Genomic DNA, 25,664 nt, shown 5'->3' on the forward strand with positions numbered 1-25,664 from the left:
GGCTATTCTGCCGCCGCGGGTGCCTTGCGTCGTCGTCTGACCATCGGCGCGGTATAGATCACGAGCGCCACCCAGATCAGCCCGAAGGCGACGAGTTTCACCGGCTCGAGCGGCTCGCGGAAGATAAGCACGGCGATCAGGAAGATCACGCTCGGCGCGATATACTGCATGATGCCGATCGTCGACAGACGCAGCAATTTGGTCGCGTTCGCATAGATCAGCAGCGGGATGGCGGTGACCGCGCCGCAGCCGACAAGCAGCAGCGCCGTCACCGGCGAATTCAGGAAATGGCCGGCGCCTGTCGCTTCCAGATAGATGATATAGCCGAGCGCCGGGCCGCTCAGCACCAGCGCCTCCAGCGTGAACGCCGTGGTGCCCTCGACCGGCATCACCTTGTGCAGGAAGGCATAGAGCCCGAAACTGAGCGGCAGCAGCAGCGCGACCAGCGGAAGACGGCCAAGCTCCACGGTCAGAAGGACCACCGCCCCGAAGGCGAGCGCGACCGCGACCATCTGCCCGCGACCGAGTTTTTCCCGAAGGATCAGCGCCGCAAGCGCGATCGAAAACAGCGGATTGATGAAATAGCCGAGGGCGGCGTCCACCGTCTGGGCGCTGCTGACCGCGTAGATATAGGTGCCCCAGTTGAGGGTGATGAAAAGGCTGCACAGAACCACCAGCGCCATCATCTTCGGACGTCGCAACACGCCGGTGACGGTGCGCGACTGGCCGGAATAGGCGACCATGGCGCCGGCAAACGGCAGCGACCAGACGATCCGGTGAGCCAGAATTTCGCCTGTCGGAAGGTCGGTGACGAGCTTCATGTAAAGCGGCAGCACACCCCACAGCATGAAGACGATGAAGGCAAGGACGAAGCCCTTCGTGGTATCGCCCTGCGGCGCCGGTGCTTCATGGGCAGCAGTGATTTCGGCAGACATGGTGTTTCCTTAACGTCTTTTGCCATGACGCCATAGACCTTCGCCATGGCCGCGGCCACACGAAACTTGCGATCTGGTCATCAATTGAATTGAACCGAGGCCTATTCTGCGGCCGCGCGCCCGGCGAGCTTGCGGTTTTTCATCAGCTTGAAGGTGATCGAATCCATCAGCGCCTGGAACGAGGCGTCGATGATGTTTTCGGAAACGCCGACCGTCCACCACCGGACGCCGTCATCGTCGATGCTTTCGATCAGCACGCGGGTTATCGCCTCCGTGCCGCCATTGAGGATACGCACCTTGTAATCGGCAAGCTTGAGATCGGCGATTTCGCCCTGGAACTTGCCGAGGTCCTTGCGGAACGCCTTGTCGAGGGCGTTGACCGGACCGTCGCCTTCCGAGACGGACATCACCCGGCGGCCGTCGATTTCGAGCTTGACCACGGCTTCCGACACGGTTTTCACCCGGCCGTGGCTGTCGAAGCGCCGCTCGACCATCACCCGGAAACTGTCGACGCGGAAGAAATGCGGCACGCTTCCGAGCTCGCTCAGCGCCAGAAGCTCGAAACTGGCATCGGCGGCCTCATAGGCATAGCCCATGGCCTCGCGTTCCTTGACGATCGTGATCAGCTTGTCGAGGCGCGGATCGTCTTTGGCAACGGAAATTCCGAGCCGGTTGAGTTCGTTGATGAAATTCGATTTGCCGCCCTGGTCCGAGACCATCACCCGCCGGCTGTTGCCGACGGCCGATGGATCGATATGCTCGTAGGTGCGCGGGTCTTTCAGAAGCGCGGAGGCGTGAATGCCGGCCTTGGTGGCAAAGGCCGAGGCGCCGACATAGGGAAGCTGCGGGTCTGGCGCGCGGTTCAAAAGCTCGTCGAAGCCGTGGGAAAGCGCGGAGATCTCGGTCAGCCGCGCGGCGTCGATGCCGAGCTCGAAACGGCTATTGTAGCGCGCCTTCAGCGCCAGCGTGGCGGCGAGCGTGATGATGTTGGCATTGCCGCAGCGCTCGCCGATGCCGTTCAGCGTGCCCTGCACCTGGCGCACCCCGGCGCGCACGGCGGCAAGCGAGTTGGCGACCGCCTGTCCGGTATCGTTATGCGCATGGATGCCGAGGTTTTCGCCCGGAATGCCGTTTGCGATCACATCGGCGATGATTTCGGCGATCTCGTCGGGCTGGGTGCCGCCATTGGTGTCGCACAGCACCACCCAGCGCGCGCCGGCCTCGTAGGCGGTCCTGGCGCAGGCGAGCGCATAGGCGGGGTTGGCCTTGTAGCCGTCGAAAAAGTGTTCGCAATCGAGCAGCGCCTCCTTGCCGGACGCGGCCACGGCGGAGATGCTGTCCGCGATGCATGCGAGATTGTCGTCGTTGGAGATGCCGAGCGCCACCTTGACGTGGTAGTCCCAGCTCTTGGCGACCAGACAGACCGCATCGCCCGCAGCATCGATGAGGGCTGCAAGGCCCGGATCGTTGGACGCCGAGACGCCGGCCCGCTTGGTCATGCCGAAGGCCGTCAGCTTTGCCCTGCCGGTGCGGCTTTTGGCAAAGAAGGCGGTGTCGGTGGGGTTGGCGCCCGGATAACCGCCCTCGACATAATCGATGCCGAAATGGTCGAGCATATTGGCGATGGCGATCTTGTCCTCGACCGAGAAATCGACGCCCGGCGTTTGCTGGCCATCGCGCAAGGTGGTGTCGAACAGGTAGATGCGTTCGCGGTCTGACATTGTCGGGTCTCCATCCCTTCGGGCCTTTGCGGCCTTTTTATGCATCGTCTTCTGGCGGCCATTGGTCGGTGTCGTGATCGGGGTGCTGGCGCGAGACGATCTCGCTTTCCTCCAGCGTCTGCGGGCGGCCGGGCTTTTCGAACAGCGTGTCGATCCAGGGCAGGCGGCGGTCGTGATTGACCTGGATTTGCGGCTCGAAATGCTCCGGCTCGTCAAATGCGCCGATCGCAAGCTCGATGCCACCCGAAAACTGATAGGTCAGCGGCGTACCGCACTCTCCGCAAAATCCGCGCAGCACTTTTTTGGAGGATCGGAACATTTTCGGCTTGCCCCGCGTCCATTCGAGATGCGCGATATCGGCGGTCACCAGCGCGCCGAACAAATTGCCGAAAGCCTTCTGGCACATCCGGCAATGACAGATCGACGGCCGGCCGAGATGGCTGGCGCGAAACCTGACCGCGCCGCACTGGCAGCCGCCGCTGAAAACCCTGCTATCGTTCATGCTGGTCTGTCTCCGGCCATTGGTTGGTGTCGTGATCGGGATGCTGGCGGCTGCTTCCGGCAACGCCTTCGGTTCCGCCGGGTAGGTCGGAACGGTCGGTCAGCCGCTCGGGAAGATGGGGCAGGGCGGCGAAAAACCTCACGCGCCCCTCGACGCCATCCTGCGTTGCCGGGGGAATCAGAGACGGATCATCGAGACTGCCGAGCGTCACCGAAATGTGGTCGCCGCCCTCCGTCATGAAGAACAGCGGGGTGCCGCAGTTCCCGCAAAAGCCGCGCTTGACGAATTCCGACGAAAAGAACCAGCGCGGCGCGCCGCGCGTCAGCGAAAAGGCGCTGTTGTCCGCGCCCGCCAGCGGCATGAAATAATTCCCCGCCGCCTTCTGGCACATGCGGCAATGGCACAGATGCGGCGATGAAAGCGCGCCCTCGACGCGGTAGCGCACCGCCCCGCACTGGCATCCGCCGGAGAAGGCGCTCATGGTCGGCCTCCGAGATTAAGCGTCGAGACGGGTATGGTTTTTGGAGAGGTGCTTCCATACCTCAAGGTGTCATGCTCGGGCTTGACCCGAGCATCCAGGCCACTCGGAAAACGCTGTATGGATCCTCGGGTCAAGCCCGAGGATGACGCGCCGATAAGGTGCATCGAGATCGATGAGGGCAAGAGGCCAGCGACAGTGCTCACCGCTTCACCTCCCAGGTGGTGATCCGTTCGCCGGTTTCCTTGTCTTTTGAATCCTTTAGCTGGATTCCCTGAGCGGCGAGTTCATCGCGGATGCGGTCGGCCTCGGCCCAGTTTTTGTCTGATAAGTATTTATTCCTAATTTCGATTGAATTATTGACGTTCACACGCGACCAGATTGCATTGAAAGTTTCAAGTTCTTCCAGTGTCTTACATTGGTTGGCGAAATAGTAGCGGTACTTGAATTCTTCAGCGTGCCCCAGCTTTTCTACAGCAGTAGATAGGTCATCCAACGGATCCGCGATTTTAAGAAAATAAAGGCATTGCGCTATCTTAAGACCTGTCCCTTCAGCGGTTTGTTCTGCGCAAAGTTGATCAATCACCATCAACGCCGCATTTATATCGAGGTCATTCATTAGCGCGTTTTTGAACGCGACTGGCAATTCGGGGTAGTTCGGATCAAACGATATAGCGGATGATTGCTTTTTTCTCCATTTGCGAAGTCGGTTTTCCGCTTCCTCCAGCCGCTTCACCGAAAAATCGATCGGCTCGCGGTAATGCGTCATCAGCATTGCAAGCCGAAGCACCTCGCCCGGCCATTTGCGTCCGCCGAATTTTTCGGTTTCCAGCAACTCATGGATGGTAACGAAGTTCCCCTCCGACTTCGACATCTTCCGCCCCTCGACCTGCACGAAGCCGTTATGCATCCAGACATTGGCCATCACGTGGTTGCCGTGGGCTGAGCAGGACTGGGCGATCTCGTTTTCGTGGTGGGGGAAGATCAGGTCGAGGCCGCCGCCGTGGATGTCGAACTGGTGTGGCTTTTTTTGAGCTTCCACCGACAATCGGTCCTGAATATCTTCCCACAGATGCTTGTCCGACATCACCGAGCATTCGATATGCCAGCCGGGGCGGCCATGGATCGCGACATCCTCGCCCAGATAGGCAAAAACGCCGTCCCAGCCCGGTTCATTCGGGTCACTTTCCTTCCACAGGACAAAATCAGCGGGGTTCTTCTTGTGCGCTTCAACGGCAATGCGGGCACCCGCCTGCTGATCATCGAGATTGCGTTTCGAGAGTTTTCCGTAATCGGGCATTGAATGTACATCGAACAGAACCTCGCGGCCGTCACGGCCCTGCGCGACATAGGCATTGTCCTTGTCGAGCAGCGTCTGGATCATCGCCACCATGCCGTCGATATGATCGGTGGCGCGGGGCTCGACCGTGGGCGGCAGCACGCCGAGGGCTGCTATATCCTTGTGGAACTGGTCGGCGGTCTTTTCGGTGACGGCGCGGATCGCGTCGTTCAGCGGCAGGTCGGGATAGTCGCGTTTGGCGCGCGCGTTGATCTTGTCGTCGACGTCGGTGATGTTGCGCACATAGGTGACATGGTCGTCGCCGTAGAGATGGCGCAGCAGCCGGTAGAGCACGTCGAACACGATCACCGGTCGGGCGTTGCCGATATGGGCGAAATCATAGACCGTCGGCCCGCAGACATACATCCTCACATTGTCCGGATCGATCGGCCGGAAATCCTCCTTCGTGCGGGTCAGCGTATTATAGAGCCTGAGGGCTTCGCCCATTTCGTGTCTCCCGAAATCAGTAATGCCGATCTGAGCCGCGCCCCGAAGCCGGGTCGTCTGTCTGGGATGGATTTTCAGGACAAGAACGGCCGGCCAGCGAAGCGCTAGCGAATAATGATGCAAATCGTGCAAGGGGCCGTGTTCATGTGAGGCGTTATGCCGGGTGGCGGGGCAGGCGTCAAGCCCGGAGCGTGATTCGAAAGCCGGAATGAAAGTAAGCAATAAGTAATGTTAAATTTAGTAATATATATAATGTTAAATTACCTTAAATTACAATTACATGCATATTTTATAAGTATAAATGAGTTCATATTTAAATATAAATTTGACTTAAACTTTATCGTGCTATGATTTTTCTGCAATTATGATTTCGAATCAAACGGGGGTAAAGAATGATCAACAAACTGACGATCTGCGCGGCGGCGTTCCTGCCGGCCGCAGCAAGTCAGGCCGCGGACATAGTGTTTATGCCGCCGCCTGCAGCAAACGACATCATTATGGTCGAGCAGGCCAGCTTCACATGGACCGGGTTCTACCTCGGTGCGCTGGCCGGCTATCACTGGACCGATACCGATGTCGACACCTGGCGTCTGGTGGACAAGGACCTCCAGCTCGACAACTGGCTGGCCGGCGGGTTCTTCGGGGCCAACTATCAGTTTGACAACAATATCGTTGTCGGCATGGAGGGCGAGTTCGACTATGCCGCCGGCGCCAGCGGCCAGAACCTCCAGGTCATCATTGCCGGCGTACCCGAAACCGCGACCGGCGACTTCGACTTTGGCTGGGGTGGTTCGCTCAGGGGCAGGCTCGGCTACGCCCTCGACCGGACGCTGATCTATGCGACGGCCGGCGGCGAGGTCGCCACGGGCAGCGTGACCGGCAGTGCGCTGACCTATTCCCTCGACACCGGTCAAAAGGTCAGGTTGGGCTGGACGGCCGGGGCGGGTATCGAGCAGGCTTTCACCGATCACCTGTTCGGTCGGCTGGAGTACCGCTACTCCTATTATCCGTCAGTCGATCACAGCTACGCTTGGGACCCGGATTTCAGCCTGAAGGCAAGCCAAAGCCTGCTGAAGGCCGGGCTCGGCTACAAGTTTTAGCCGGAGCCCGATGGCTACGACGCGGTTGGAGACCGGACTGCCGTCCGGTCTCCAACGAGGCCTGGACGGCTGATTTCCGGATTCTTTGCGGGCGACAGGTGATGGCGTCTGATCGCGAAATGCTATGTTGGCGGGGAAGATCGCGGCGGATGCACCCGAGCGGGGCCTGTCTCCAGTGCCAGGCTGCGGCTTGCGCGGTGACCTGAACGGGCCATAATGACAGCCCGTGAATCACTTTCGACAGGTCTTTCCTTGCCAACCCCCCTCACATTCCGGTTGCGGCTCGCCGCGCTGGTCATCGGCATATTCCTGATCGGGGCGAATTCGTTCATCCTCAGCCCGATCCTGAGCGATGTTGCGGAATCGCTGAACACCGATGCCGTTCCGATAGCCTGGGCGATATCCGCCTTTGGCGGGGCGACCGGCCTGTCGGCTTTTTTTCTCTCGCGCTTGATCGATCGCTTCGATGCGCGACTGATATTTTCGGCCGCATTTGTCGTGATGGCGCTCGGCTTTCTGGGATCGGCGATCACGCCGGTCTGGCAAGGGCTGGCCGCCGGGCAGGCGCTGGTGGGCGTTGCGACCGGTATTCTGCTGCCGGCAATCTATTCGGAAGCGGTGCGGATCGCGCCGGCAGGCGAAGGCGCGCGGTTTCTTGGGATCGTGCTTTCGGGCTGGTCCATTTCGCTCATCGGCGGCGTTCCGATCTCGGCGCTGCTCAGCGATATGCTGGACTGGCGCATTGCCTACGCCGTGCTGTGCGGCGTCGCTGTGCTGCTGGCTCTCGCCTTTGCGATGTTTCGCCCGTCACAACCGGCCTCCGTAGCCAGTTCGGCGGGACCGGCGCGACTTGAGGTGTTGCACATAGAAGGCGTGAAGAGCCTGCTTGTCACCTGTCTCTGCTTCATGAGCTCCTTCTACGGCACCTATGCGCTGCTCGGACATCATATGCGCGAGACGCTGGGCATCAGCGCTTCGGCGGCCAGCATGGCGGCTTTGACCTACGGCGTCGGCTTCGGCGTGGGCGGATTGGCTGCCCGGCATGTGGATCGCCTCGGCCCGGGGCGCGTGTTTCCATACTTCCTGGCGGGTTCGTGCGTGATCTACCTGATGCTGACAGCCGCGACGCAGGCTTACTGGACCGCGCTGCTGGCGACGTTGCTTCTGGGCTTCGTCAATCATTTCGGACTGAGCCTGACCGTTCTGCGGTTGGCTGAGCGCAATCCCGCGGCGCGCGGCATGCTGATCGGCTTCAATATCACCGCGACCTACATTGCCGTCTTCTGCGGTCCGCTTCTGATGGGCGCGCTTTATGCGGCTGCGGGTTTCGGCGCCGTCTCAGCCGCCGCCGCCATCCTGGTTGCGGTCGCGGTTATCCTGAACTGGCGCATCCGGCGGATCTGATCAATCGTGAAGCTGCCGTGAAATCGGCGGTCCGATCTGAAACGCGCTGAATCGCACATTGAGACCGGCGCGTTCCGGCGTGCATGCGGTCATTCCGACCATTGCATCAGCGACGGGGAAGGGGCAGAGCCGGGCCATCTGCCATCTTTCGTCGCCGAGATGAAACTGGACGCGAACGGCATCGCCATGCCGGGTGAGGCGGATCGAGACCGGCGTCTCGGGCGTCGCCTCAGGAAGCGGGATCACGGACCAGTCGGAGACATTACGGGTGACGACCGTCGAAAAATGCATCAGTCCGTCCGTGAACTCGATACCCGCCTTGATCCAGCTGGTCTCGTCGACCCGCAACATGATCCCGGCCTGGTCGTAAAGCGCCTGATAATCGGCCTGAACGGTGAGGCTCGCGGAAAAATCGCCGGTTACTGGTTCCAGACAGGCATGGCCGCTGTCGCGGGTGAAACCGTAAAACGTCTCGCGCCAGAAATCGGTGGCCTTTTCGGTGACGAGCGTCAGCGACGCGGCATCGTCAGTCCACTCAGCCGGCTCGTTCAGCCATTTGCGCATCGCCTTGTCTCCGGTTCATTGCGGCAGTTGATAGTCCTTGAACCGGTCCTCGCGGACGGAATAGAGCTTGCCGCTTTCGGTGAAATCCGGTCGCGTCAACGCCACGATTTTTGCCGCCACCTCGCTTGGATGCGGCAGCGTCATCGGATCTTCGCCCGGAGCGGCCTGGGCCCGCATCGCGGTGCGGGTGCGGCCCGGATCGACGCTGTTGACCTTGATCGTGGTATGGGCGGTTTCACCGGCCCATGTACGCGCTAAGGCCTCGACGGCCGCCTTCGAAGCGGCATAGGGGCCCCAGAAAGGGCGACATGTATGGGCGACGCCGGAGGAAAGCAGCACCGCGCGTGCGGCATCCGATTGTTTCAGCAACGGCTCCAGCGAGCGGATCAGCCGCCAGGTCGCGGTCACATTGACGGCCATGACCTGCTCGAACACCTTCGCTTCGACATGGGCAAGCGGCGAGACGACGCCGAGCACGCCGGCATTGGCCACCATGATGTCAAGCTTGCCCCAGCGCGTGAAGATCGAACCGCCGAGCCGGTCGATCGCGCCCATATCGGCCAGATCCATCGGCACCAGCGTGGCCGAACCGCTGCCTTCGGCCTGGATCGCGTCGTCCAGTTCTTCCAGTCCGCCGACGGTGCGCGCGCAGGCAATCACATGCGCGCCTTCGCTTGCCAGCGCAAGCGCCGTGAAATAGCCGATCCCGCGGGAGGCGCCGGTGACGACGGCCAACCGCCCTTCAAGTGGTTTGGACATGATATGCTCCGGAGGTGTTTTCAGCCGTTGCCGGCCAGAAGCTCGATTTTCGAAAACTCGCCCTCATGCTCCTTGTCGAGCAGGCGGGTCGGGTAATCGCCGGTGAATTGATGGTCAGTGAATTGCGGCAGCGCATTGTTGCGCTTCTGGCCGCCGACAGCCATGTACAGCCCGTCGAGCGACAGGAACTGAAGCGAATCCGCGCCGATGAAGCGGCACATGTCGGCAAGCGTCTCGTGATTGTTCGCCAGCAGCTTGTCGCGGTCGGGCGTGTCGATGCCGTAATAGTCCGAATAGTAGATCATCGGGCTGGCCACGCGGATATGGACTTCCTTGGCGCCCGCCTCGCGCAGCATCTGGACAATCTTGACCGAGGTGGTGCCGCGCACGATCGAATCGTCGATCAGCACCACGCGGCTGCCGGCAATCACCGCCTTGTTGGCCGAATGCTTCAGCTTGACCCCGAAGGCGCGGATCTGCTGGGTCGGCTCGATGAAGGTGCGTCCGACATAGTGATTGCGGATGATGCCGAGCTCGAACGGAATGCCGCTTTCCTGGGCGTAGCCGATCGCAGCCGGCGTGCCGCCATCGGGAACCGGCACCACGACATCGGCCTCGACCGGCGCTTCCTTGGCCAGGTTGAAGCCCATATTCTTGCGGGTCTGATAGACGTTGCGGCCGCCGACGATCGAATCGGGACGGGCGAAATAGACATATTCGAACAGGCAGAGCCGCTCCGGCTGCTTCAGCGCCGGCTTGCGGGAATCGATCGAGATCGTGCCGTCGGGCTGGACTTCGCAGATCACCACTTCGCCGTTTTCGATATCGCGCACGAATTTGGCGCCGATAATGTCGAGCGCGCAGGTCTCCGAGCAGAATATCGGCTTGCCGTCGAGTTCGCCCATCACCAGCGGGCGGATGCCGGTCGGGTCGCGCGCGGCGATCAGCTTGGTGCGGGTCATCGCGATCATCGAATAGCCGCCCTCCATCTGGCTGATCGCATCGATGAAACGGTCGGATGAGGTTTTCGCGCGCGAGCGGGCAATCAGGTGCAGCACCACTTCGGTATCGGAGGTCGACTGACAGATCGCGCCGTCGGAGATCAGCTTGCGCCGCATCGACAGTCCGTTGGTGAAATTGCCGTTATGGGCGATCGCGATGCCGCCGACGCCGAGTTCGGCGAAAAGCGGCTGGACGTTGCGCAGCACGGTTCCGCCGGTGGTCGAATAGCGCACATGGCCCATCGCCATCGAACCGCTCAGGCTTTCGAGCATGGCGGGATCGGTGAAGTGGTCGCCGACGAGGCCGAGATGGCGTTCGGAGCGGAACTGCTGGCCGTCATAGGATACGATGCCCGCCGCTTCCTGTCCGCGGTGCTGCAGCGCATGAAGGCCGAGGGCGGTGAGTGCCGCGGCATCGGGGTGGCCCAGAATGCCGAATACGCCGCATTCCTCATGCAGCGTATCGTCATCAATGCTGAAATCGTCGCTCACGTCAAAACTGGTTTTCATCATCTGGTCCGGATATGGCGGGGCAGGGAGGTCCGCAATAAATTCGTTTCGACTTATATAGTGCTGGTCGAAGCCTGTACATCGGGCTGCAGGATCACGATCGTCTTACCATCGATTTTAGCCACCACGCGATCGTTCGCTGGCGCGAGATAGGTCTCGATCTCTCCGCCGCCCGGCAGAAGGGCCTCGAGCTTGTCGGCGAGGATATCCAGGACCGGCTTGGACTTGGCGTTTTTGATCCAGTCCGGGCTCTGCGCATCGCCGACGAGCCAGTTCCAGAAGGCGACGGCGACCGCGAGGATCAGAATTCCGCGCAGCACTCCGAAAACGAAACCAAGCGAACGGTCGAGCACGCCGGCGCGACTGTCGATAATATAGTCGGCAAATCGCGTTGTAACCAGCGAAAGAAGCAGAAGGGCCACCAGAAAAATAATTGCGAAGGCGGCGGCCATCGCCAGACGCGAATCACTGAGCAGATTTTGAAGCGAAGGTGCGAGGTAGGGATAACCGAGATAGGCGATCAGCGCGGACAGGCCCCAGGCCAGCAGCGCCAGGACTTCGCGTGAAAATCCCCTGACCATGGCGAGCAGCGCGGAAAACAGGACAACCAAAACGACGATCAGATCAAACAGGGTCACCGGCATTCATTGCTCCGCTCGTCTTTCGGCCATGGCTGCGGCCGGATGCTGGTTGGTTCGACGCCGGAGACCCTAGAAGTCGCCGTCATCATCCGTACGCTCTAACAGTTTGCCGCCCGCTATCTCTGCCACAAGCTCAGGTAGAGTCTCGAATCCTTTTAACCCGTTTCCCGTGACCGTTGCAATTTCAACCGTGCCGGCTGGAAGAACTGCGCGGGAAAAACCGAGTTTGGCGGCCTCTTTCAGCCGTTGTACGGCGTGGGCGACGGGTCTGATCGCGCCGGACAGGCTGATTTCGCCGAAATAAACAGAATCGGCGGGCAGGGCAAGACCGGCCAGCGACGAAATCAGCGCTGCCGCCACCGCGACATCGGCGGCCGGTTCGCTGACGCGGTAGCCGCCGGCGACGTTGAGATAGACGTCGTGATTGCCGAGCCTGACGCCGCAATGGGCCTCGAGCACCGCAAGGATCATCGAAAGCCGGGCCGAATCCCAGCCGACGACCGCGCGTCGCGGCGTGCCGAGCGAGGTCGGCGCCACCAGCGCCTGGATTTCCACCAGCACCGGGCGGGTGCCCTCGATGCCGGCGAAGACGGCGGCTCCCGGCGCCTTCTCGTTGCGTTCGCCGAGAAAAAGCTCGGACGGATTGGCGACCTCGCGCAGGCCCTTGTCGCCCATTTCGAACACGCCGATCTCATCGGTCGCGCCGAAGCGATTCTTGACGGTGCGCAGGATGCGGTAATGGTGGCCGCGCTCGCCCTCGAAATAGAGCACGGCGTCGACCATGTGCTCGACCACGCGCGGCCCCGCGATCTGTCCATCCTTGGTGACGTGGCCGACAAGCACGATCGCGGCCCCGGTCTGCTTGGCGTGGCGAATCATCGCCTGTACGCCGATGCGCACCTGCGTCACCGTGCCGGGCGCGGCTTCCGCCTGATCCGACCAGAGCGTCTGGATCGAATCGATGATCACGAGATCGGGGCGAGGCCCCTCGGCAAGCGTTGCCAGAATGTCCTCGACATTGGTTTCGGCGGCGAGCATCACCTTTGTATCGGCGGCCCCCAGCCGTTTTGCCCGGAGCCGGACCTGGGCGATTGCTTCCTCGCCGGAGACATAGATCACCCGCTGGTTCTGGCGCGACAGGGCCGCGGCCGCCTGCATCAGCAGCGTCGATTTGCCGATGCCGGGATCACCGCCGACCAGCACCGCCGAGCCGCGCACGAAGCCGCCGCCGGTGACCCGGTCGAGTTCGGAAATCAGGCTCTGGACGCGCGGCGCTTCCTCGCTTTCGCCATCGAGCGGGACAAGCGCCACCGGGCGGCCCTTTTTCGGGGAGCGGGCGGGGCCGCCGCCGATACCGGCGGTCGGGTTTTCCTCGACAATCGTGTTCCACGCGCCGCAGGCATCGCAGCGTCCGGACCAGCGCGGGGTAACCGAGCCGCAATTCTGGCAGATGAACTGGGTTTTCGCTTTTGCCAAGGTTTCTCTTTTTCGGCGGTTTCAGTCCGGCTGGATATAACGGCGGTTGTAGCGCAAGCCAAGGGATGTCAGCAATTCATATCCGATCGTCCCCGCCGCCGCCGCCGCATCGTCGAGCGCGACATTGGTTCCGAACAGTTCGACGTAATCGCCCGCCCGGACGGCGTCTTCCGGCAGATCGGTAATGTCGAAAATTGTCATATCCATGGTGATGCGGCCAAGAATTGGCACCTTGTGCCCGGCGACAAAGCCGACGCCGCCGGAGGGAACGGCCTCGCGCAGCGGCACGCCGGCGCCCGATTTGGCGCGAAGATAGCCATCGGCATAGCCCGCAGAAACAATGGCGAGCCGGCTGTCGCGGGCAAGTTGCTGGGTCGCGCCATAACTGACATTGTCGCCCTTCAGCGCGAACCGGGTCTGGATGATCCGGGCTTCGGCTATGGCCGCCGGCTGCAGCCGTTTGGCGGCGCCCGGCGCCGAATCACCGCCGTAAAGCGCAATCCCCGGCCGCGTCAGATCGAAATGATAATCCGCGCCGAGCAGAATTCCGGCGGAGGCGGAAAGGCTCGCCTCGACCCCCTCGAAAGCATTGGCGATGGTGCGGAACCTTGCGAGCTGCTCCCGGTTCATCGGCGCTGCCGGATCATCGCCGCAGGCAAGGTGCGACAGCACCAGAACCGGCGAAAAGCTTGCGGGCCTCGCGCCGTCTGCGACAAGACGCAGCGCTTCCTCATGGGAAAGGCCGAGCCGGTTGAAGCCGGTGTCGACCTGCAGGGCGCAAGGGTAGTCGCCATATTCCGCGATCGCGGCAAAGAAGAAGGCGAGCTGTTCCTCGCTCGCCAGTACCGGCACGAGACCGTTTTCGAAAAACACCGCCTCCGTGCCCGGCCACATGCCGGACAGCACGAAGATGCGGGCGTCGGGCGCAAACCGGCGCAGCGTCGCGCCTTCCTCCGGAACCGCGACGAAGAAATCGGCCGCGCCCGCGCCATAAAGCGCCTCGCCGACATCCTCGATGCCGAGCCCGTAGCCATCCGCCTTGACCACGGCTCCGGTGCGCGCCCTGCCGGAAAGCGCGCGCATCGTCTGCCAGTTGCCGACGATGGCCGCAAGGTCGACCGTCAGCCGGGCAGGGGCGGCATCGAAGCCGATTTCCGCCTCGGTGAATTCATTCGAATATTCAGTCATGAAACTGCCGTTTGTTGCATCGATACGGCAAGCATAGCGCGATTATCGCGTTCAACACAGATTTATTCGTCAAAACTTGAATAGGATGGGTCCGCCAGATCGGCAAACCGGGTATAGGCCGCCTGGAAGGCGAGGTTGGCCGTGCCGGTCGGTCCGTGACGCTGCTTGGCGATGATCACGTCGGCGGTGCCCTTCACCTTGTCGAATTTCATCTTCCACTCGTCATAGGCGGGATCGTCCGGATCGCGCGGCTCCTGATTCTGGACGTAATATTCCTCGCGGTAAACGAACAGCACCACGTCGGCGTCCTGCTCGATCGAGCCCGATTCGCGAAGGTCGGATAGCTGCGGGCGCTTGTCCTCGCGGTTTTCGACCTGACGGGAGAGCTGGGAGAGCGCGATGACGGGGACGTTGAGTTCCTTGGCCAGCGCCTTCAGCCCGGTGGTGATCTCGGTCACCTCCTGAACGCGGTTCTCGCCGGACTTTTTCGAGCCGGTCATGAGCTGCACATAGTCGACCACCAGCACATCGAGGCCGCGCTGGCGCTTCAGCCGCCGGGCGCGCGCGGAAAGCTGCGCGATCGAGATGCCGCCGGTCTGGTCGATATAGAGCGGCACTTTCTGCATGGTCTGCGAACAGGCGACCAGCTTGTCGAAATCAGCCTCGGTGATATCGCCGCGGCGGATTTTCGAGGAGGACACCTCGGTCTGCTCCGAGATGATACGGGTGGCGAGCTGTTCGCCGGACATTTCCAGCGAATAGAAGGCGACGATGCCGCCCTGCTTGGCTTCCGTCGTGCCATCGGGCAGGATTTCGGGCTCATAGGCGGAGGCGACATTCCAGGCGATGTTGGTCGCAAGCGAGGTCTTGCCCATGCCGGGACGGCCGGCGAGGATGATCAGGTCGGAGCGCTGCAGGCCGCCCATCTTGGCATCGAGCGTGGCAAGTCCGGTGGAGACGCCGGAGAGGTGGCCGTCGCTTTCGAATGCCTTGCCGGCCATGTCGATGGCGATCGACACCGCGTTCTCGAAGCTCTGGAACCCGCCCTCGTAGCGCCCGGTTTCGGCGAGCGCGAACAGTTTGCGCTCGGTTTCCTCGATCTGCTCGGACGGCGGCATGTCGATCGGCGCGTCATAGGCGATGTTGACCACGTCCTCGCCGATCTCGATGAGCTGGCGGCGGATCGCGAGATCATAGATCGTGCGGCCGTAATCCTCGGCGTTGATGATGGTGACGGCCTCGGCGGCAAGGCGGGCGAGATACTGCGCCACCGTCAGGTCGCCGACCTTGACGGCCGCGGGCAGGTGGGTCTTGAGCGTGATCGTGTTGGCGATCTTGTCCATGCGGATCGTATCGCCGGCAAGCTCGTAGATCTTGCGGTGCAGCGGCTCGTAGAAATGCTCCGGCTTCAGAAAGTCCGACACCCGGTAGAAGGCGCTGTTATTGACCAGGATCGCCCCAAGGAGCGCCTGTTCGACTTCCAGGTTGTTCGGCGCCTCGCGCTGCTGTGCTGCGGCTTGGAAGGATGGCGCAAGATCGTTCATATTGGCTTTCCGGAGGTTCCCGATTGGATTGGCGAAGCATAGACCATCGTCACTGAGTCGCGCAGATAATCCCGTGGTCGCAGCGAACGCTCCCCAGTGTACCCGCTTTCCACAGGCTGCAAAAATAAACACCCCTGCCAGAGCGCGGTGAGTCGCATTCATGCCTTGACATGCTGCCCTGGATTATACCGCGCCGGCCGCCGAAACGAAATGCATCGGGTTATCGCAAACCCCGGATGCTGTGGCGGGCGTGAGCTTCTCCACGACCAATCTCCCTCCTTGGTGCAGGGGAATCGCATATGGCCTTGCGGCTTGCTCCCAATATTCTCTCCCGCCTGCGGGAGAGATGCCCCGAAAGGGGCAGTGAGGGTGAAACAGCATTTCTGACTCGTGAGGGCTTCCGTGTGGATGGACTCACCCCTCACTGTCGCTGTCGCGACATCTCTCCCCTCCGGGGCGAGAAGGTTTGCGGGCTGTGCGGCGAAGCCATATGCAACAAGCCCTGCCTTGAGGGGGAGATTGAATGCCGGGAGGCCGGCTTTTTGCTCGTTTCTCAACACGGTTCGAGGTGAACGTCGTCAGAAACAAAAATGCCCGGTCTCGCAAGACCGGGCATCAAAACGCAGTCGGGCGTAAGCCTTACTTGTCGTCTTCGTCTTCGCCGGCTTCTTCCGAAGCTTCGGCCTCGGTTGCCTCCTCGGCGTCGTCGTCGAGATCGAAATCGGCATCCGGGTTGAAGAAGTCTTCCGGACGCAGGGCGTCCTCGTCGATGCCGTAGATCGCGTCGGCGGAGGTGAGGTCTTCACCCTTGGACTGGCGCTCGGCTTCTTCTGCCGTACGGGCGACGTTCAGCTCGATCGCAATCTCGACTTCGGCATGAAGCTGAAGCTGGACCGGATGGACGCCGACGGTCTTGATCGGGGTGTTGAGCACGACCTGGTTGCGCGAGACGTTGAAGCCCTCCTTGCCGAGGATCTCGACGACGTCGCGGGCGGCAACCGAACCGTAAAGCTGGCCGGTTTCGCCGGCGGCGCGCACGGCGATGAAGGACTTGCCTTCGAGCACGTCGGCAACCGTCTGGGCTTCGTTCTTGCGCTCGAGGTTGCGGGCTTCGAGGACCGAGCGTTCGGCTTCGAAACGGGCCTTGTTGGCGGCGTTGGCGCGCAGCGCCTTGCCGGTCGGCAGCAGGTAGTTACGGGCATAGCCGTCGCGAACCTTTACGGTTTCGCCCATCTGGCCGAGCTTGGCGATGCGTTCAAGCAGGATTACGTCCATGGTTAATTCCTTTCATCATCATCATTGTTGGCGTCGGTGGGCGCGCCCGGAGAAAGCGCGATCGCCCGCCGCGTGTCGAGAAGGCCCATGGTCACGAACACCAGGGCCGGGAAGGTGAAGATCAGCGAGAGATAGGAGAGAATGATCACCGGCACGGCCCAGCTCTTGCCGCGGGCGGCAAGATGCATGCGGGCGAGACCGGCAAGCAGGAACCCGCCGCCGAAGGCGCCGAGGCAGGCAGCCCCGATCAGACCGATCGTGCCGCCGAAAAAGGTCGCGACCAGCGCGCCCAGAAACACGAACAGCGCGTTCTGGTGCATGCGCAGCGACCGGGCCACATCCTCGCGCGGGCGTGTGGAAAGCCCCGATGCGATGGCGATGCGGCTTGCGAAGTGAAAGGCGACGAACAGCAGGATCACCGAGGTCGCGCCCTGCACCATCGGCAGCAGCACGGCGAACATCCCCTTGAACTGCGCGATCGTTTCCGCATCGGCGGCAAGTTCGGGGTTCTGGGTGGTCAGGGCCGCGCTGAAGGCATCGATGAGCTGGCCTGCGGTTTCCGGCCCATAGCCCGCGACCGCGCCGACGACGATCAACGCCAGCGTGACGGCGGTGCACAGATGCATCATGATGTCGGCGATCGGATACCACGCGGTCTGCCCTTCCGGACCGCCGATCTCGGAGGCCGGACGGGCGAGGTTGCCGAGATGGCTGAGCCAGCCGGCCGGGATCAGCGTGACCGCAAGCGTATAGAGCGCGAAGAACGGCGAGGCGAGCGCGAGGCCGAGCGCGCCGGCAACGACGATGCCGATGATCGCGGGCGCCAGGCCATAGCCGAGCCCGGCAATCAGAATGGGAAGCGCGGAAGCTGCCGCAAGCAGCGTTGAAAACACCACGGTCACGCCCGCGCCATAGGCCAGCGCGAAGGCCGCGACGCCGGAAAGCACGCCGATCAGCAATGTCTTTGCGTTCAGTGTCTTCATCTCGCTGTCCTGCCAATCAAGCAGTTAGGGAAATCACGTTTCCCAACCTGGGTTCAAGTTTTCGGCTGCTGCGCGCCCACCGCGCCGGAGCCGTTTCGGAGGTCGCCCTCCGTATTCCAGTCTTCCGTTCATTCTCCCCCCTTGAGGGGGAATTGCCGGCAAAGCCCGCGAGCAATTGCTGCGTTGCTTCCCTCACCGCCGTCATCCCGGACTTGATCCGGGATCCAGCAAGCGCAAGTCCTTGCGCTAAGAGTTTACTGAACCTCCCTGCAAGCGGCCCTGGATGCCGGCTCAAGGCCGGCATGACGGACGAAACGGCAGAGAGTGCGGCGGACGAGGGGCGTTGCCGCGGCCCCGCCCGCCAAAACCGTAAAACCTTACGAAACGACGTAGGGCAGAAGGCCGAGGAAGCGGGCGCGTTTGATGGCGCGGGCCAGTTCACGCTGCTTCTTCTGGCTGACGGCGGTGATGCGCGAAGGCACGATCTTGCCGCGTTCGGAAATGTAACGCTGCAGGAGACGCACGTCCTTGTAATCGATCTTGGGCGCGTTGGCGCCGGAGAACGGGCAGGTCTTGCGACGGCGGTTGAACGGACGACGCGTCGGGATAGAAGCGATGGCTACCATTGTAATAATCCTTTAACTTCGCGACCGGAGCAATTCCAGCAAAAGTGGGAACCGGTTTTGCGTCCGGACATTGCGCAAAAACAAGTCTAAGAGCATAAGCTCTTAGAAGCGCGGGCGGCGTTCGCCGCGGTCACCGCCACGGTCGCCTCGGTCACCGCGATCGCGGTCGCCGCCACGGTTGTCACGGCCGCCTTCGCGTCCGCCGTCACGGCGGGGACGGTCGTCGCGGTCGCGCTTCTGCATCATCGCCGAAGGACCTTCCTCATGCGCTTCGACCTTGACGGTCATGTAGCGCAGGATGTCTTCGTTGATGCGCATCTGGCGTTCCATCTCGTGGATCGCGGCGGCCGGCGCTTCGATGTCCATCAGCGCGTAATGCGCCTTGCGGTTCTTGCGGATGCGGTAGGTGAGGGACTTCAGGCCCCAGTTCTCGATACGGCCGACCTTGCCGCCGTTTTCCTCGAGCAGCGCTTTGTACTGCTCGACGAGACCGTCGACCTGCTGGGCCGTGATGTCCTGGCGGGCCAGGAACACGTGTTCGTAAAGTGTCATTGATATCTTGCCTTTCTTGCGTTTCCAGGACCCGGAATTCGGCGGCTAAGCCTCAACGACTGCTCCTGAGGGGAAACCCCGGCAAGAAAAGCGTTAGACGAGACGGTCGAGAGCGGCGACACGGGAGGCAGGCGCTTTTACCGCGCCAGGCATTTCCGCCACAGCGAAAACAGCCCTCCGTTCAGCCACCAGCCTGAAGACCGGACCTTTGGATGAGCGGCTTATACGGATTTTCGGGCGGAATGCAAGGGGTGGGGGCTTCGTTCATGAGTTGTGCGGCAGGTGTGCTGGTCGCAATTGTTTTCACAGGTGTCTATAAATGTTATTGAGATAAAATTATCTGTCCTCAGTTGCCCCGGTTGCGTCATGTCGTCGCTGAAGGTTTGTCTGAAAACTGGTTTTGTCGAAATGAGTTTATTGCGAGAAATTCAGCAATCGTTGATGCAAGAAAACAGCGAAATTGGTCCTGTGCTCCTAAAGCTTCGCTTTTTGGCGTCCAAGCTTGGTAGTGATCTCTTGGAAGAGTGGGTGAAACATGAAGGTGAGGGTTACCCAAAGGATGTAGAAGTACCTGAATACCGAAAGCTCACTGTTACCTACAAAGCAACGTTTTCTGGTGCGTTTGGCTCTGGTATAACGAATGCGCCAATTCCGCCTTTCTTGATCGAGAAGTACTGCGGAGACGGCTGGAATGAATACTCTATTCGCCAGAGCGTCGCAGCGGTCGACAGTCTCTTGAGTGGAGGCGAAGGTGGGGTTTTACAAATTAACGCTTCAGATCTTATCCTATTGTTGCAGGGTAAAATATACGAAAATATGGCATGCAATAGTGTTACCGGAATTCTGTCTAAGGCTGGCCTGGTCGAGCTCCAGTACGCTGTGCGCTCAAAAATTCTAGAATTCACAATCGAATTGGAGAAGAAGATACCCGCTGCTGCGGAGGTAAAGATCGGTGCGGCGGAACAGCTGAATGTACAAGACACCGAAAAGGTTACTCAATTAACTCATCAGATTTTTCTAGGTGATGTCACGACCATTCATAGCAGCGGTGGAGAAAACAATCGTGTGAATCTGAATTCAAATGACAGTTCAGCCAACGCGTCTGAATGAGTTGGAGCCATATCGCGACCCCACGTCTAAATGAGTTTGCCAATCAAGTGAAGTATTCCAGCAGCTACTAAGTTTCCAGACGCACTCTCGGCCACTGTCTTTATCGATTGAAGGGCTACTAGTATTGATATTTTCGAAGATTTTGGTTTTTTCGCCTCTTCTTCGATGCTGGTGAGCTGAGCGTTTATGGTCTCCTGACTCGACGGTGGCAACTGCGATACAACAGGTCTAACTTGATTTACAAAGTTGAATAATGCCTCCGATGGGATGTCGTTCGAGATATTGATCGAATTATCAATCGAATTGATGTTCACGCGTGAGTTTGAGCCCGAAAAATTGTTCGTAATCCCTTGGATTACAGTCGCTTGCTGCTTCGGTGCGCCTGTCTTGCGGACATCAATTTGAAAATGAGAATCCTGCCCCAAATTATAGAACTTTGGATCGACGACCTCATAGTCTTCTACCAATCCACTCGGTAGTTTTCGAAGAAAATGATCTCCCGTCTCAATAGGCAAAGTCTTGTCGGCTGTAAATACCTGATCGCCCGTAACAAGAGCCGGAATTTCGTCTTTCTCGACCTTACCGCTTGATTTTACTAGAGTAACTCGATCCTTGTTGAAATCACGAAGCATGGGCAGATTTTCCTATTCTCAAAATTGCACAGATGTCTCGTTTACATGTAGTCTAAATTGAATAAAAACTGAACCATCTAAGATGGAATGGCCGTCATCATTCTGATGAAGCTTCATACAAGCGCATGAGGAACGATCTCGAAAGCTGATCGGCGTTTGACCGCTTCAGTCCCTTTTAAGGCAATAGCGGATAGTCTTTACTGACTTTCTTTATTGTGATTAGTGACACGCGATGGAAGTCTGTTGGTAGCATACTATCTTGGTCAGCACCCAACGCCAAATTGTAGATACATCCCGCACAAACTATCAGCGTCACCGCGTCAGAAGATGTTTAGGTGTATGAGCTGGCGACATCGCAGACTGCGGTATCACAAGGGTAGCGGAATAATGCCGCCAGCCCCATTCCACATTTCGCCGCCTCTCACCCCGCCGCAGTCTCTGCATCAGCCCTTTTCACCACCCGATGCTGATCCTCCCCGAGCCCCTGTTTCCAGTAGCTGGAAATATAGAGTTGATCGGACCCCAGCCCGCATTCTCCCCTCAGATAGGTCCTGACGCGCCGCATCACCTCGAATTCCGTTGCGGACCAGGCATAGACGCGGCCCTTGCGCCAGGCGAGGGAACGGACGATCTGCTCGAACATCTCAGGCTGATGACCGGGCTCGGGGTTGATGACCCAATGCAGGCGGACGCCTTCGGGATGGCGAAGGTCCTGCCGGTCGTCCTCGGTCTGGATCTCGATCACGGCATCGCCAACCGCGTCATCGGGCAGCGCCTCAAGATTGACGGCGATGGCGGGAAGGGCGGTCATGTCGCCCAGCACGAGGTACCAGTCGGCGCCGGGCGGCAGCGTCTTGGCCGGTCCCGGTCCGCCGACCCTTATGGTTTCGCCGGGGTTCACGTCCTGCGCCCAGGAAACGGCCGGGCCGCCGCCGCCGCCAATTCCGTGCAATGCAAAATCGATGTCGAGCGCCTCGGCGCTCTGGCTGCGGATCGTATAGGTCCGCAGCAAGGGCTTTTCATCGGCGCCTGGAAGCATCAGCTTCACATAGCCGCCATCCTGTCCGGCGGGAAACGCTGCCATGGCAGGACCGCCAATGGAGACGCGGCGCATGTTCGGGGTGACTTGCTCCGCGGAGAGGACTTCGAAGAGTTTGGGTTCTGGTCGTTTGTTCATCGTTTTAATATGATTGTTATTGTCCGGTTTTGCAATATTCCCGGCGGCAACGGGCTCCGGCGTCTGTCGCTACACCAAGGTCCAGATATACCCCCCATAGGCCGCCATCATCACGACCCCCGTCGCCCTGTGAAATTTCGGCGCGAAGAACAGCATCAGCGCGAAGAACACGGTCGCCGCCAGCATCACCGGCACGTCGAAGCTTGCAAAGCCTTGCGGCACGGGGAGCGGCGCGATCGCCCCGGTGGCGCCGATGATGCAGAGCACGTTGAAGATGCAGGAGCCGGTGACATTGCCGATCGCGACGTCGGAATGGCGCTTGAGGGCGGCGACGACGGCGGTGGCGAGTTCCGGCAGGCTGGTGCCCAGCGCCACGACCGTCAGGCCCACCACCGCGTCGGATATGCCGAAATGGCTGGCAAGCTCGGTCGCGCCGCGGATCAGCAGTTCGGCGCCGACGACCAGCAAGGCGAGCCCCGCGATGATCAGGACCGTCATCTTCCTGACCGGAATCGCGCCGTCGGCGGGCAGTTCCGGGCCGGTTTCGGTGGCAACGGCGAAGCGGTAGGTTCTGAACAGGAACAGCGCCAGCAGCGCCAGCAGCACGAGGCCCGCAACCCGTCCGATCACATCATATTGCACCAGAAACAGCAGGAACACGGCGGAGGCAGTCATGGTCGCGGCATCGCGGCGCACATTCCGGTCCCAGCCGGAAATCGGAAAGATCACCGCGGCAACGCCGACGATCAGCAGGATATTGGCGATGTTGGAACCGACCACATTGCCAAGCGCGATGCCCGGCGCGCCGGCAAGCGCTGCGCGGACGGAGACCAGAAGTTCGGGAAGCGAGGTGCCGAAGCCGACGATCACGATTGACGCCACCAGCGGGGAAATCCCCACCCGCCGCGCCGTCGCCACCGCACCCGAAACCAGCCATTCCGCACCGAAATAAAGCCCGACCAGCCCGAGCGCGATAAACAGAAAATCCAATAGAAGTCCCCATGCTAGCCGGATGTTGCCGGCGTTTGGAGGGGATATGGGGGCTTGCGGGCGCGAGACAATGTGTCGGGGTGGAAATTGGTGGGTGAGGAACGCTGCGGGCAAAGGGGTAGTGTGTTTGCGCGGCGTTGCAGCCACCAATCTCTCCCTTTGAGGGCGAGATTGTTATGGAGGAGGCTGATCGCTCCCGCACCCGAAGGCGACCACTGACGTCACCGCACAGCCCCCCAATCTTCTCGCCCCGGAGGGGAGAGATGTCGCGAAAGCGACAGTGAGGGGGGAGTCTATCCACACGGACACCCCCACGGGACCGACATGCTGCTTCACCCTCACTGCCCCTTTCGGGGCATCTCTCCCGCAGGCGGGAGAGAGTATTGGGAGCAAGGACGGCTTTCCGGATGCCATCGCTACGCCCAGCAATAGACAGGGTCGTGGGGGCTATGCGGCTTTTCTCAGATCGGCGCCGGAAATGCCCGGTGCAGCCTTGCGATATCGCCGAGAATGTCGTCGGTCATGGCCACATCGGCGGCGGCGATGTTGGTTTTCAGCTGTTCCATCGAGGTGGCGCCGATGATGGCGGCGGTCACGAACGGGCGCGACAGCACGAAGGCGAGCGCCATCTGCGCCGGGTCCAGCCCGTGGGTTTCGGCGAGTTTGCAATAGGCATCGACGGCGGGCTCCTGATGCTCCTGCATCCGGCCGCCGAGATCGGGCGAGATGGTCGCGCGCGAGCCTTCCGGCACCCTGCCATTGCGATATTTGCCGGTCAAAAGCCCGGTCGCGAGCGGCGAGAACGCCAGAAGTCCGACATCTTCATGATGGGCAAGCTCGGCCATGTCGAGATCGTGGTGGCGGTAGAGAAGATTGTATTCGTTCTGCACGGTGGCGATACGCGCCCGGTCCATCGTCTCGGCGCGTTCGAGATATTTCATCGTGCCCCATGAGGTTTCGTTGGAAAGGCCGACCGCGCGGATCTTGCCGGCTTTCACCAGATCATCCAGCGCGTCGAGCGTCTCGGCGATATCGATGCGGGCCTGGAACCGGTCCTGGCCGAAGGGGGAGTAGGACCAGGAATTGCGGAAATGGAAATGATTGCGATTGGGCCAGTGCACCTGGTAGAGGTCGATGTAGTCGGTCTTCAGCCGCTTCAGGCTCTGGTCCAGCGCGGTGCGGATGCCCTGCGGCGTCAGTGGACCGCCATTCCGGACCCAGGGCCTTCCGGGGCCCGCGACCTTGCTGGCGAGCACGATATCGTCGCGCTTGCCGCGCGCCTTCAGCCATTCGCCGATGAATTCCTCGGTGCGGCCATAGGTTTCCGGACCGATCGGGGTCACCGGATACATCTCGGCGGTGTCGAAGAAGTTGACGCCGTTTTCCACGGCATAGTCCATCTGGGCGCTCGCTTCCTCCAGCGAATTCTGGCTGCCCCAGGTCATGGTGCCGAGACAGATTTGCGAAACCTCGATGCCGGTGCGGCCCAAACTTTTGATTTTCATGAAATTACCTTAAGAAATGGCTGACGTGAACGGTTTCGGGAATTTAGCCGGAACCGCTCTGAACGCAAGCGCGTCCGGGGATTTTTCGGTCACGGTTTCCGGTCGGGGCGGTAGGCCCGCCCTTGACTTGGGCGAGTGAAACGTCAATTGGAGAACGCAAACCGCTGCGACCCGGACATGAAGGGACGCGCGGGAGGTTTCAAGGCGAAGGGGCAGACCGAGATGAGCGTTGCATTCACCTTTCCCGGACAGGGAAGCCAGACTGTCGGCATGGGCAAGGCAATGGCGGATGAATTCACCGCCGCCCGGCTGGTCTTCGAGGAAGTGGATGATGCGCTCGGCGAAAAGCTCTCGAACATCATCTGGGAAGGCCCCGAAGACCAGCTTCAGCTCACCGCCAACGCCCAGCCGGCGCTGATGGCGGTATCGCTTGCCACCGTGCGGGTGATGGAGGCCGAAGGGCTCGATCTTGCGACCGATATTTCCTATGTCGCCGGCCACTCGCTTGGCGAATATTCGGCGCTCTGCGCCGCCGGCACCTTCTCGCTTGCCGATACAGCAAGGCTTTTGCGTATTCGCGGCAATGCCATGCAGCGCGCGGTACCGGTCGGAAAAGGCGCGATGGCGGCGATCATCGGTCTCGAATTCGAGGATGTCGAGGCGCTTTGCGCGGCGGCCGCGGCCACCGGCGTCTGCCAGATCGCCAACGATAATGGCGGCGGCCAGATCGTGATCTCCGGCGAAAAAGAGGCTGTCGAAAAGGCGGTCGCGCTCGCCACCGAAAAGGGCGCCAAGCGCGCGCTGCTGCTGCCGGTCTCCGCACCCTTCCATTGTTCGTTGATGGCGCCCGCCGCCGACGCGATGGAGGAAGCGCTGGCGGAAGTGCGTCGCGGCGAACCGGTGGTGCCGGTGATCGCCAATGTCCGCGCCGCACCCGTTTCCGATCCCGATGAAATCATGAAACTGCTGGTCGAGCAGGTCACCGGAAGGGTGCGCTGGCGCGAGACGGTGAGCTGGTTTGCGGCAAATGAAATCGAAACGCTCTATGAAGTCGGCGCCGGCAAGGTGCTGACCGGTCTTGCGCGCCGCATCGAGCGCTCGCTCAACGGCGTCGCGATCGGCGCGCCGGGCGATATCGACGCGGCGCTGAAAGCGATCAAGGGCTGAAGTGTTGAAACGGCCCGCCTCGCGCGGGCCTCCATCTG

At 60.9% G+C, this 25,664-nt stretch carries 24 protein-coding genes; 4 read left to right on the forward strand and 20 right to left on the reverse strand.

Annotated features, from left to right (window positions below; all coding sequences use genetic code 11):
* Nucleotides 1-2: 2 nt before the first annotated feature.
* The 5 genes from rarD to cysS all read right to left on the reverse strand — a co-directional run bounded on the left by rarD (nucleotide 3) and on the right by cysS (nucleotide 5,422).
* A complete protein-coding gene (gene rarD / locus HQ843_RS16645) occupies nucleotides 3-935 on the reverse strand; it encodes an EamA family transporter RarD (RefSeq protein ID WP_180897272.1) in 933 nt (310 codons plus the stop codon).
* Between the two features lie 101 nt (nucleotides 936-1,036).
* Complete coding sequence (cimA, locus tag HQ843_RS16650) at nucleotides 1,037-2,656, reverse strand: citramalate synthase (RefSeq protein WP_180897271.1); 1,620 nt, start codon at nucleotides 2,654-2,656, stop codon at nucleotides 1,037-1,039.
* A gap of 37 nt (nucleotides 2,657-2,693) precedes the next feature.
* Nucleotides 2,694-3,158 carry a GFA family protein gene (locus HQ843_RS16655; RefSeq protein WP_180897270.1) on the reverse strand — a complete coding sequence of 155 codons (465 nt, stop codon included), beginning with the start codon at nucleotides 3,156-3,158 and terminating at the stop codon, nucleotides 2,694-2,696.
* Nucleotides 3,148-3,639, reverse strand: a complete 492-nt coding sequence (locus tag HQ843_RS16660; RefSeq protein ID WP_180897269.1) for a GFA family protein — start codon at nucleotides 3,637-3,639, stop codon at nucleotides 3,148-3,150. Before HQ843_RS16660 ends, HQ843_RS16655 begins: the two co-directional genes overlap by 11 nt.
* Nucleotides 3,640-3,838: 199 nt before the next feature.
* Nucleotides 3,839-5,422: a cysteine--tRNA ligase gene (gene cysS, locus HQ843_RS16665; protein WP_180897268.1), complete on the reverse strand. Its 1,584-nt coding sequence runs from the start codon at nucleotides 5,420-5,422 to the stop codon at nucleotides 3,839-3,841.
* A gap of 392 nt (nucleotides 5,423-5,814) precedes the next feature.
* Here cysS and HQ843_RS16670 point away from each other — a divergent pair, with 392 nt between their 5' ends.
* Nucleotides 5,815-6,522: an outer membrane protein gene (locus HQ843_RS16670; RefSeq protein WP_180897267.1), complete on the forward strand. Its 708-nt coding sequence runs from the start codon at nucleotides 5,815-5,817 to the stop codon at nucleotides 6,520-6,522.
* 216 nt (nucleotides 6,523-6,738) lie between these two features.
* Complete coding sequence (locus HQ843_RS16675) at nucleotides 6,739-7,926, forward strand: MFS transporter (RefSeq protein WP_180897266.1); 1,188 nt, start codon at nucleotides 6,739-6,741, stop codon at nucleotides 7,924-7,926.
* Here HQ843_RS16675 and HQ843_RS16680 read toward each other — a convergent pair whose 3' ends face one another.
* The 11 genes from HQ843_RS16680 to rpsF form a co-directional block, all read right to left on the reverse strand.
* On the reverse strand, nucleotides 7,927-8,490 hold the full coding sequence (locus HQ843_RS16680; RefSeq protein ID WP_180897265.1) for a DUF1349 domain-containing protein: 564 nt from the start codon (nucleotides 8,488-8,490) through the stop codon (nucleotides 7,927-7,929).
* A 15-nt stretch (nucleotides 8,491-8,505) separates the two neighbouring features.
* Nucleotides 8,506-9,249, reverse strand: coding sequence for an SDR family NAD(P)-dependent oxidoreductase (locus HQ843_RS16685; protein ID WP_180897264.1), 744 nt, complete (start codon nucleotides 9,247-9,249; stop codon nucleotides 8,506-8,508).
* A 20-nt stretch (nucleotides 9,250-9,269) separates the two neighbouring features.
* Nucleotides 9,270-10,760: an amidophosphoribosyltransferase gene (gene purF, locus HQ843_RS16690; protein ID WP_180897263.1), complete on the reverse strand. Its 1,491-nt coding sequence runs from the start codon at nucleotides 10,758-10,760 to the stop codon at nucleotides 9,270-9,272.
* Between the two features lie 53 nt (nucleotides 10,761-10,813).
* Nucleotides 10,814-11,404: a CvpA family protein gene (locus HQ843_RS16695; RefSeq protein ID WP_180897262.1), complete on the reverse strand. Its 591-nt coding sequence runs from the start codon at nucleotides 11,402-11,404 to the stop codon at nucleotides 10,814-10,816.
* A gap of 66 nt (nucleotides 11,405-11,470) precedes the next feature.
* Nucleotides 11,471-12,877, reverse strand: coding sequence for a DNA repair protein RadA (radA, locus tag HQ843_RS16700; protein WP_180897261.1), 1,407 nt, complete (start codon nucleotides 12,875-12,877; stop codon nucleotides 11,471-11,473).
* 21 nt (nucleotides 12,878-12,898) lie between these two features.
* Nucleotides 12,899-14,065, reverse strand: a complete 1,167-nt coding sequence (alr, locus tag HQ843_RS16705) for an alanine racemase (RefSeq protein WP_180897260.1) — start codon at nucleotides 14,063-14,065, stop codon at nucleotides 12,899-12,901.
* A 62-nt stretch (nucleotides 14,066-14,127) separates the two neighbouring features.
* Nucleotides 14,128-15,609, reverse strand: coding sequence for a replicative DNA helicase (locus HQ843_RS16710; RefSeq protein ID WP_180897259.1), 1,482 nt, complete (start codon nucleotides 15,607-15,609; stop codon nucleotides 14,128-14,130).
* Between the two features lie 639 nt (nucleotides 15,610-16,248).
* Nucleotides 16,249-16,884 carry a 50S ribosomal protein L9 gene (rplI, locus tag HQ843_RS16715; protein WP_180897258.1) on the reverse strand — a complete coding sequence of 212 codons (636 nt, stop codon included), beginning with the start codon at nucleotides 16,882-16,884 and terminating at the stop codon, nucleotides 16,249-16,251.
* A gap of 2 nt (nucleotides 16,885-16,886) precedes the next feature.
* Nucleotides 16,887-17,867, reverse strand: coding sequence for a YybS family protein (locus tag HQ843_RS16720; protein ID WP_180897257.1), 981 nt, complete (start codon nucleotides 17,865-17,867; stop codon nucleotides 16,887-16,889).
* A 377-nt stretch (nucleotides 17,868-18,244) separates the two neighbouring features.
* On the reverse strand, nucleotides 18,245-18,493 hold the full coding sequence (gene rpsR, locus HQ843_RS16725; RefSeq protein WP_018062978.1) for a 30S ribosomal protein S18: 249 nt from the start codon (nucleotides 18,491-18,493) through the stop codon (nucleotides 18,245-18,247).
* Between the two features lie 102 nt (nucleotides 18,494-18,595).
* Nucleotides 18,596-19,045, reverse strand: a complete 450-nt coding sequence (gene rpsF, locus HQ843_RS16730; RefSeq protein ID WP_180897256.1) for a 30S ribosomal protein S6 — start codon at nucleotides 19,043-19,045, stop codon at nucleotides 18,596-18,598.
* Nucleotides 19,046-19,411: 366 nt separating this feature from the next.
* On the opposite strand from rpsF, the gene HQ843_RS16735 reads away from it, so the two are divergent.
* Nucleotides 19,412-20,155 (forward strand): AbiTii domain-containing protein, encoded by a 744-nt coding sequence (locus tag HQ843_RS16735; RefSeq protein ID WP_180897255.1) that lies wholly within the window; start codon nucleotides 19,412-19,414, stop codon nucleotides 20,153-20,155.
* A gap of 26 nt (nucleotides 20,156-20,181) precedes the next feature.
* Here HQ843_RS16735 and HQ843_RS16740 read toward each other — a convergent pair whose 3' ends face one another.
* The 4 genes from HQ843_RS16740 to HQ843_RS16755 form a co-directional block, all read right to left on the reverse strand.
* Nucleotides 20,182-20,787 carry a hypothetical protein gene (locus HQ843_RS16740; protein ID WP_180897254.1) on the reverse strand — a complete coding sequence of 202 codons (606 nt, stop codon included), beginning with the start codon at nucleotides 20,785-20,787 and terminating at the stop codon, nucleotides 20,182-20,184.
* A gap of 421 nt (nucleotides 20,788-21,208) precedes the next feature.
* On the reverse strand, nucleotides 21,209-21,964 hold the full coding sequence (locus HQ843_RS16745; RefSeq protein ID WP_180897253.1) for a siderophore-interacting protein: 756 nt from the start codon (nucleotides 21,962-21,964) through the stop codon (nucleotides 21,209-21,211).
* 69 nt (nucleotides 21,965-22,033) lie between these two features.
* Nucleotides 22,034-22,954 carry a calcium/sodium antiporter gene (locus tag HQ843_RS16750; RefSeq protein ID WP_180897252.1) on the reverse strand — a complete coding sequence of 307 codons (921 nt, stop codon included), beginning with the start codon at nucleotides 22,952-22,954 and terminating at the stop codon, nucleotides 22,034-22,036.
* 461 nt (nucleotides 22,955-23,415) lie between these two features.
* Nucleotides 23,416-24,459 carry an aldo/keto reductase gene (locus HQ843_RS16755; RefSeq protein ID WP_180897251.1) on the reverse strand — a complete coding sequence of 348 codons (1,044 nt, stop codon included), beginning with the start codon at nucleotides 24,457-24,459 and terminating at the stop codon, nucleotides 23,416-23,418.
* Between the two features lie 222 nt (nucleotides 24,460-24,681).
* Between HQ843_RS16755 and fabD the strand changes: the two genes are divergently transcribed.
* A complete protein-coding gene (gene fabD / locus HQ843_RS16760) occupies nucleotides 24,682-25,626 on the forward strand; it encodes an ACP S-malonyltransferase (RefSeq protein WP_180897250.1) in 945 nt (314 codons plus the stop codon).
* Nucleotides 25,627-25,664: the final 38 nt, after the last annotated feature.

Source organism: Martelella sp. NC20 (genome assembly GCF_013459645.1).
GTDB lineage: Bacteria > Pseudomonadota > Alphaproteobacteria > Rhizobiales > Rhizobiaceae > Martelella.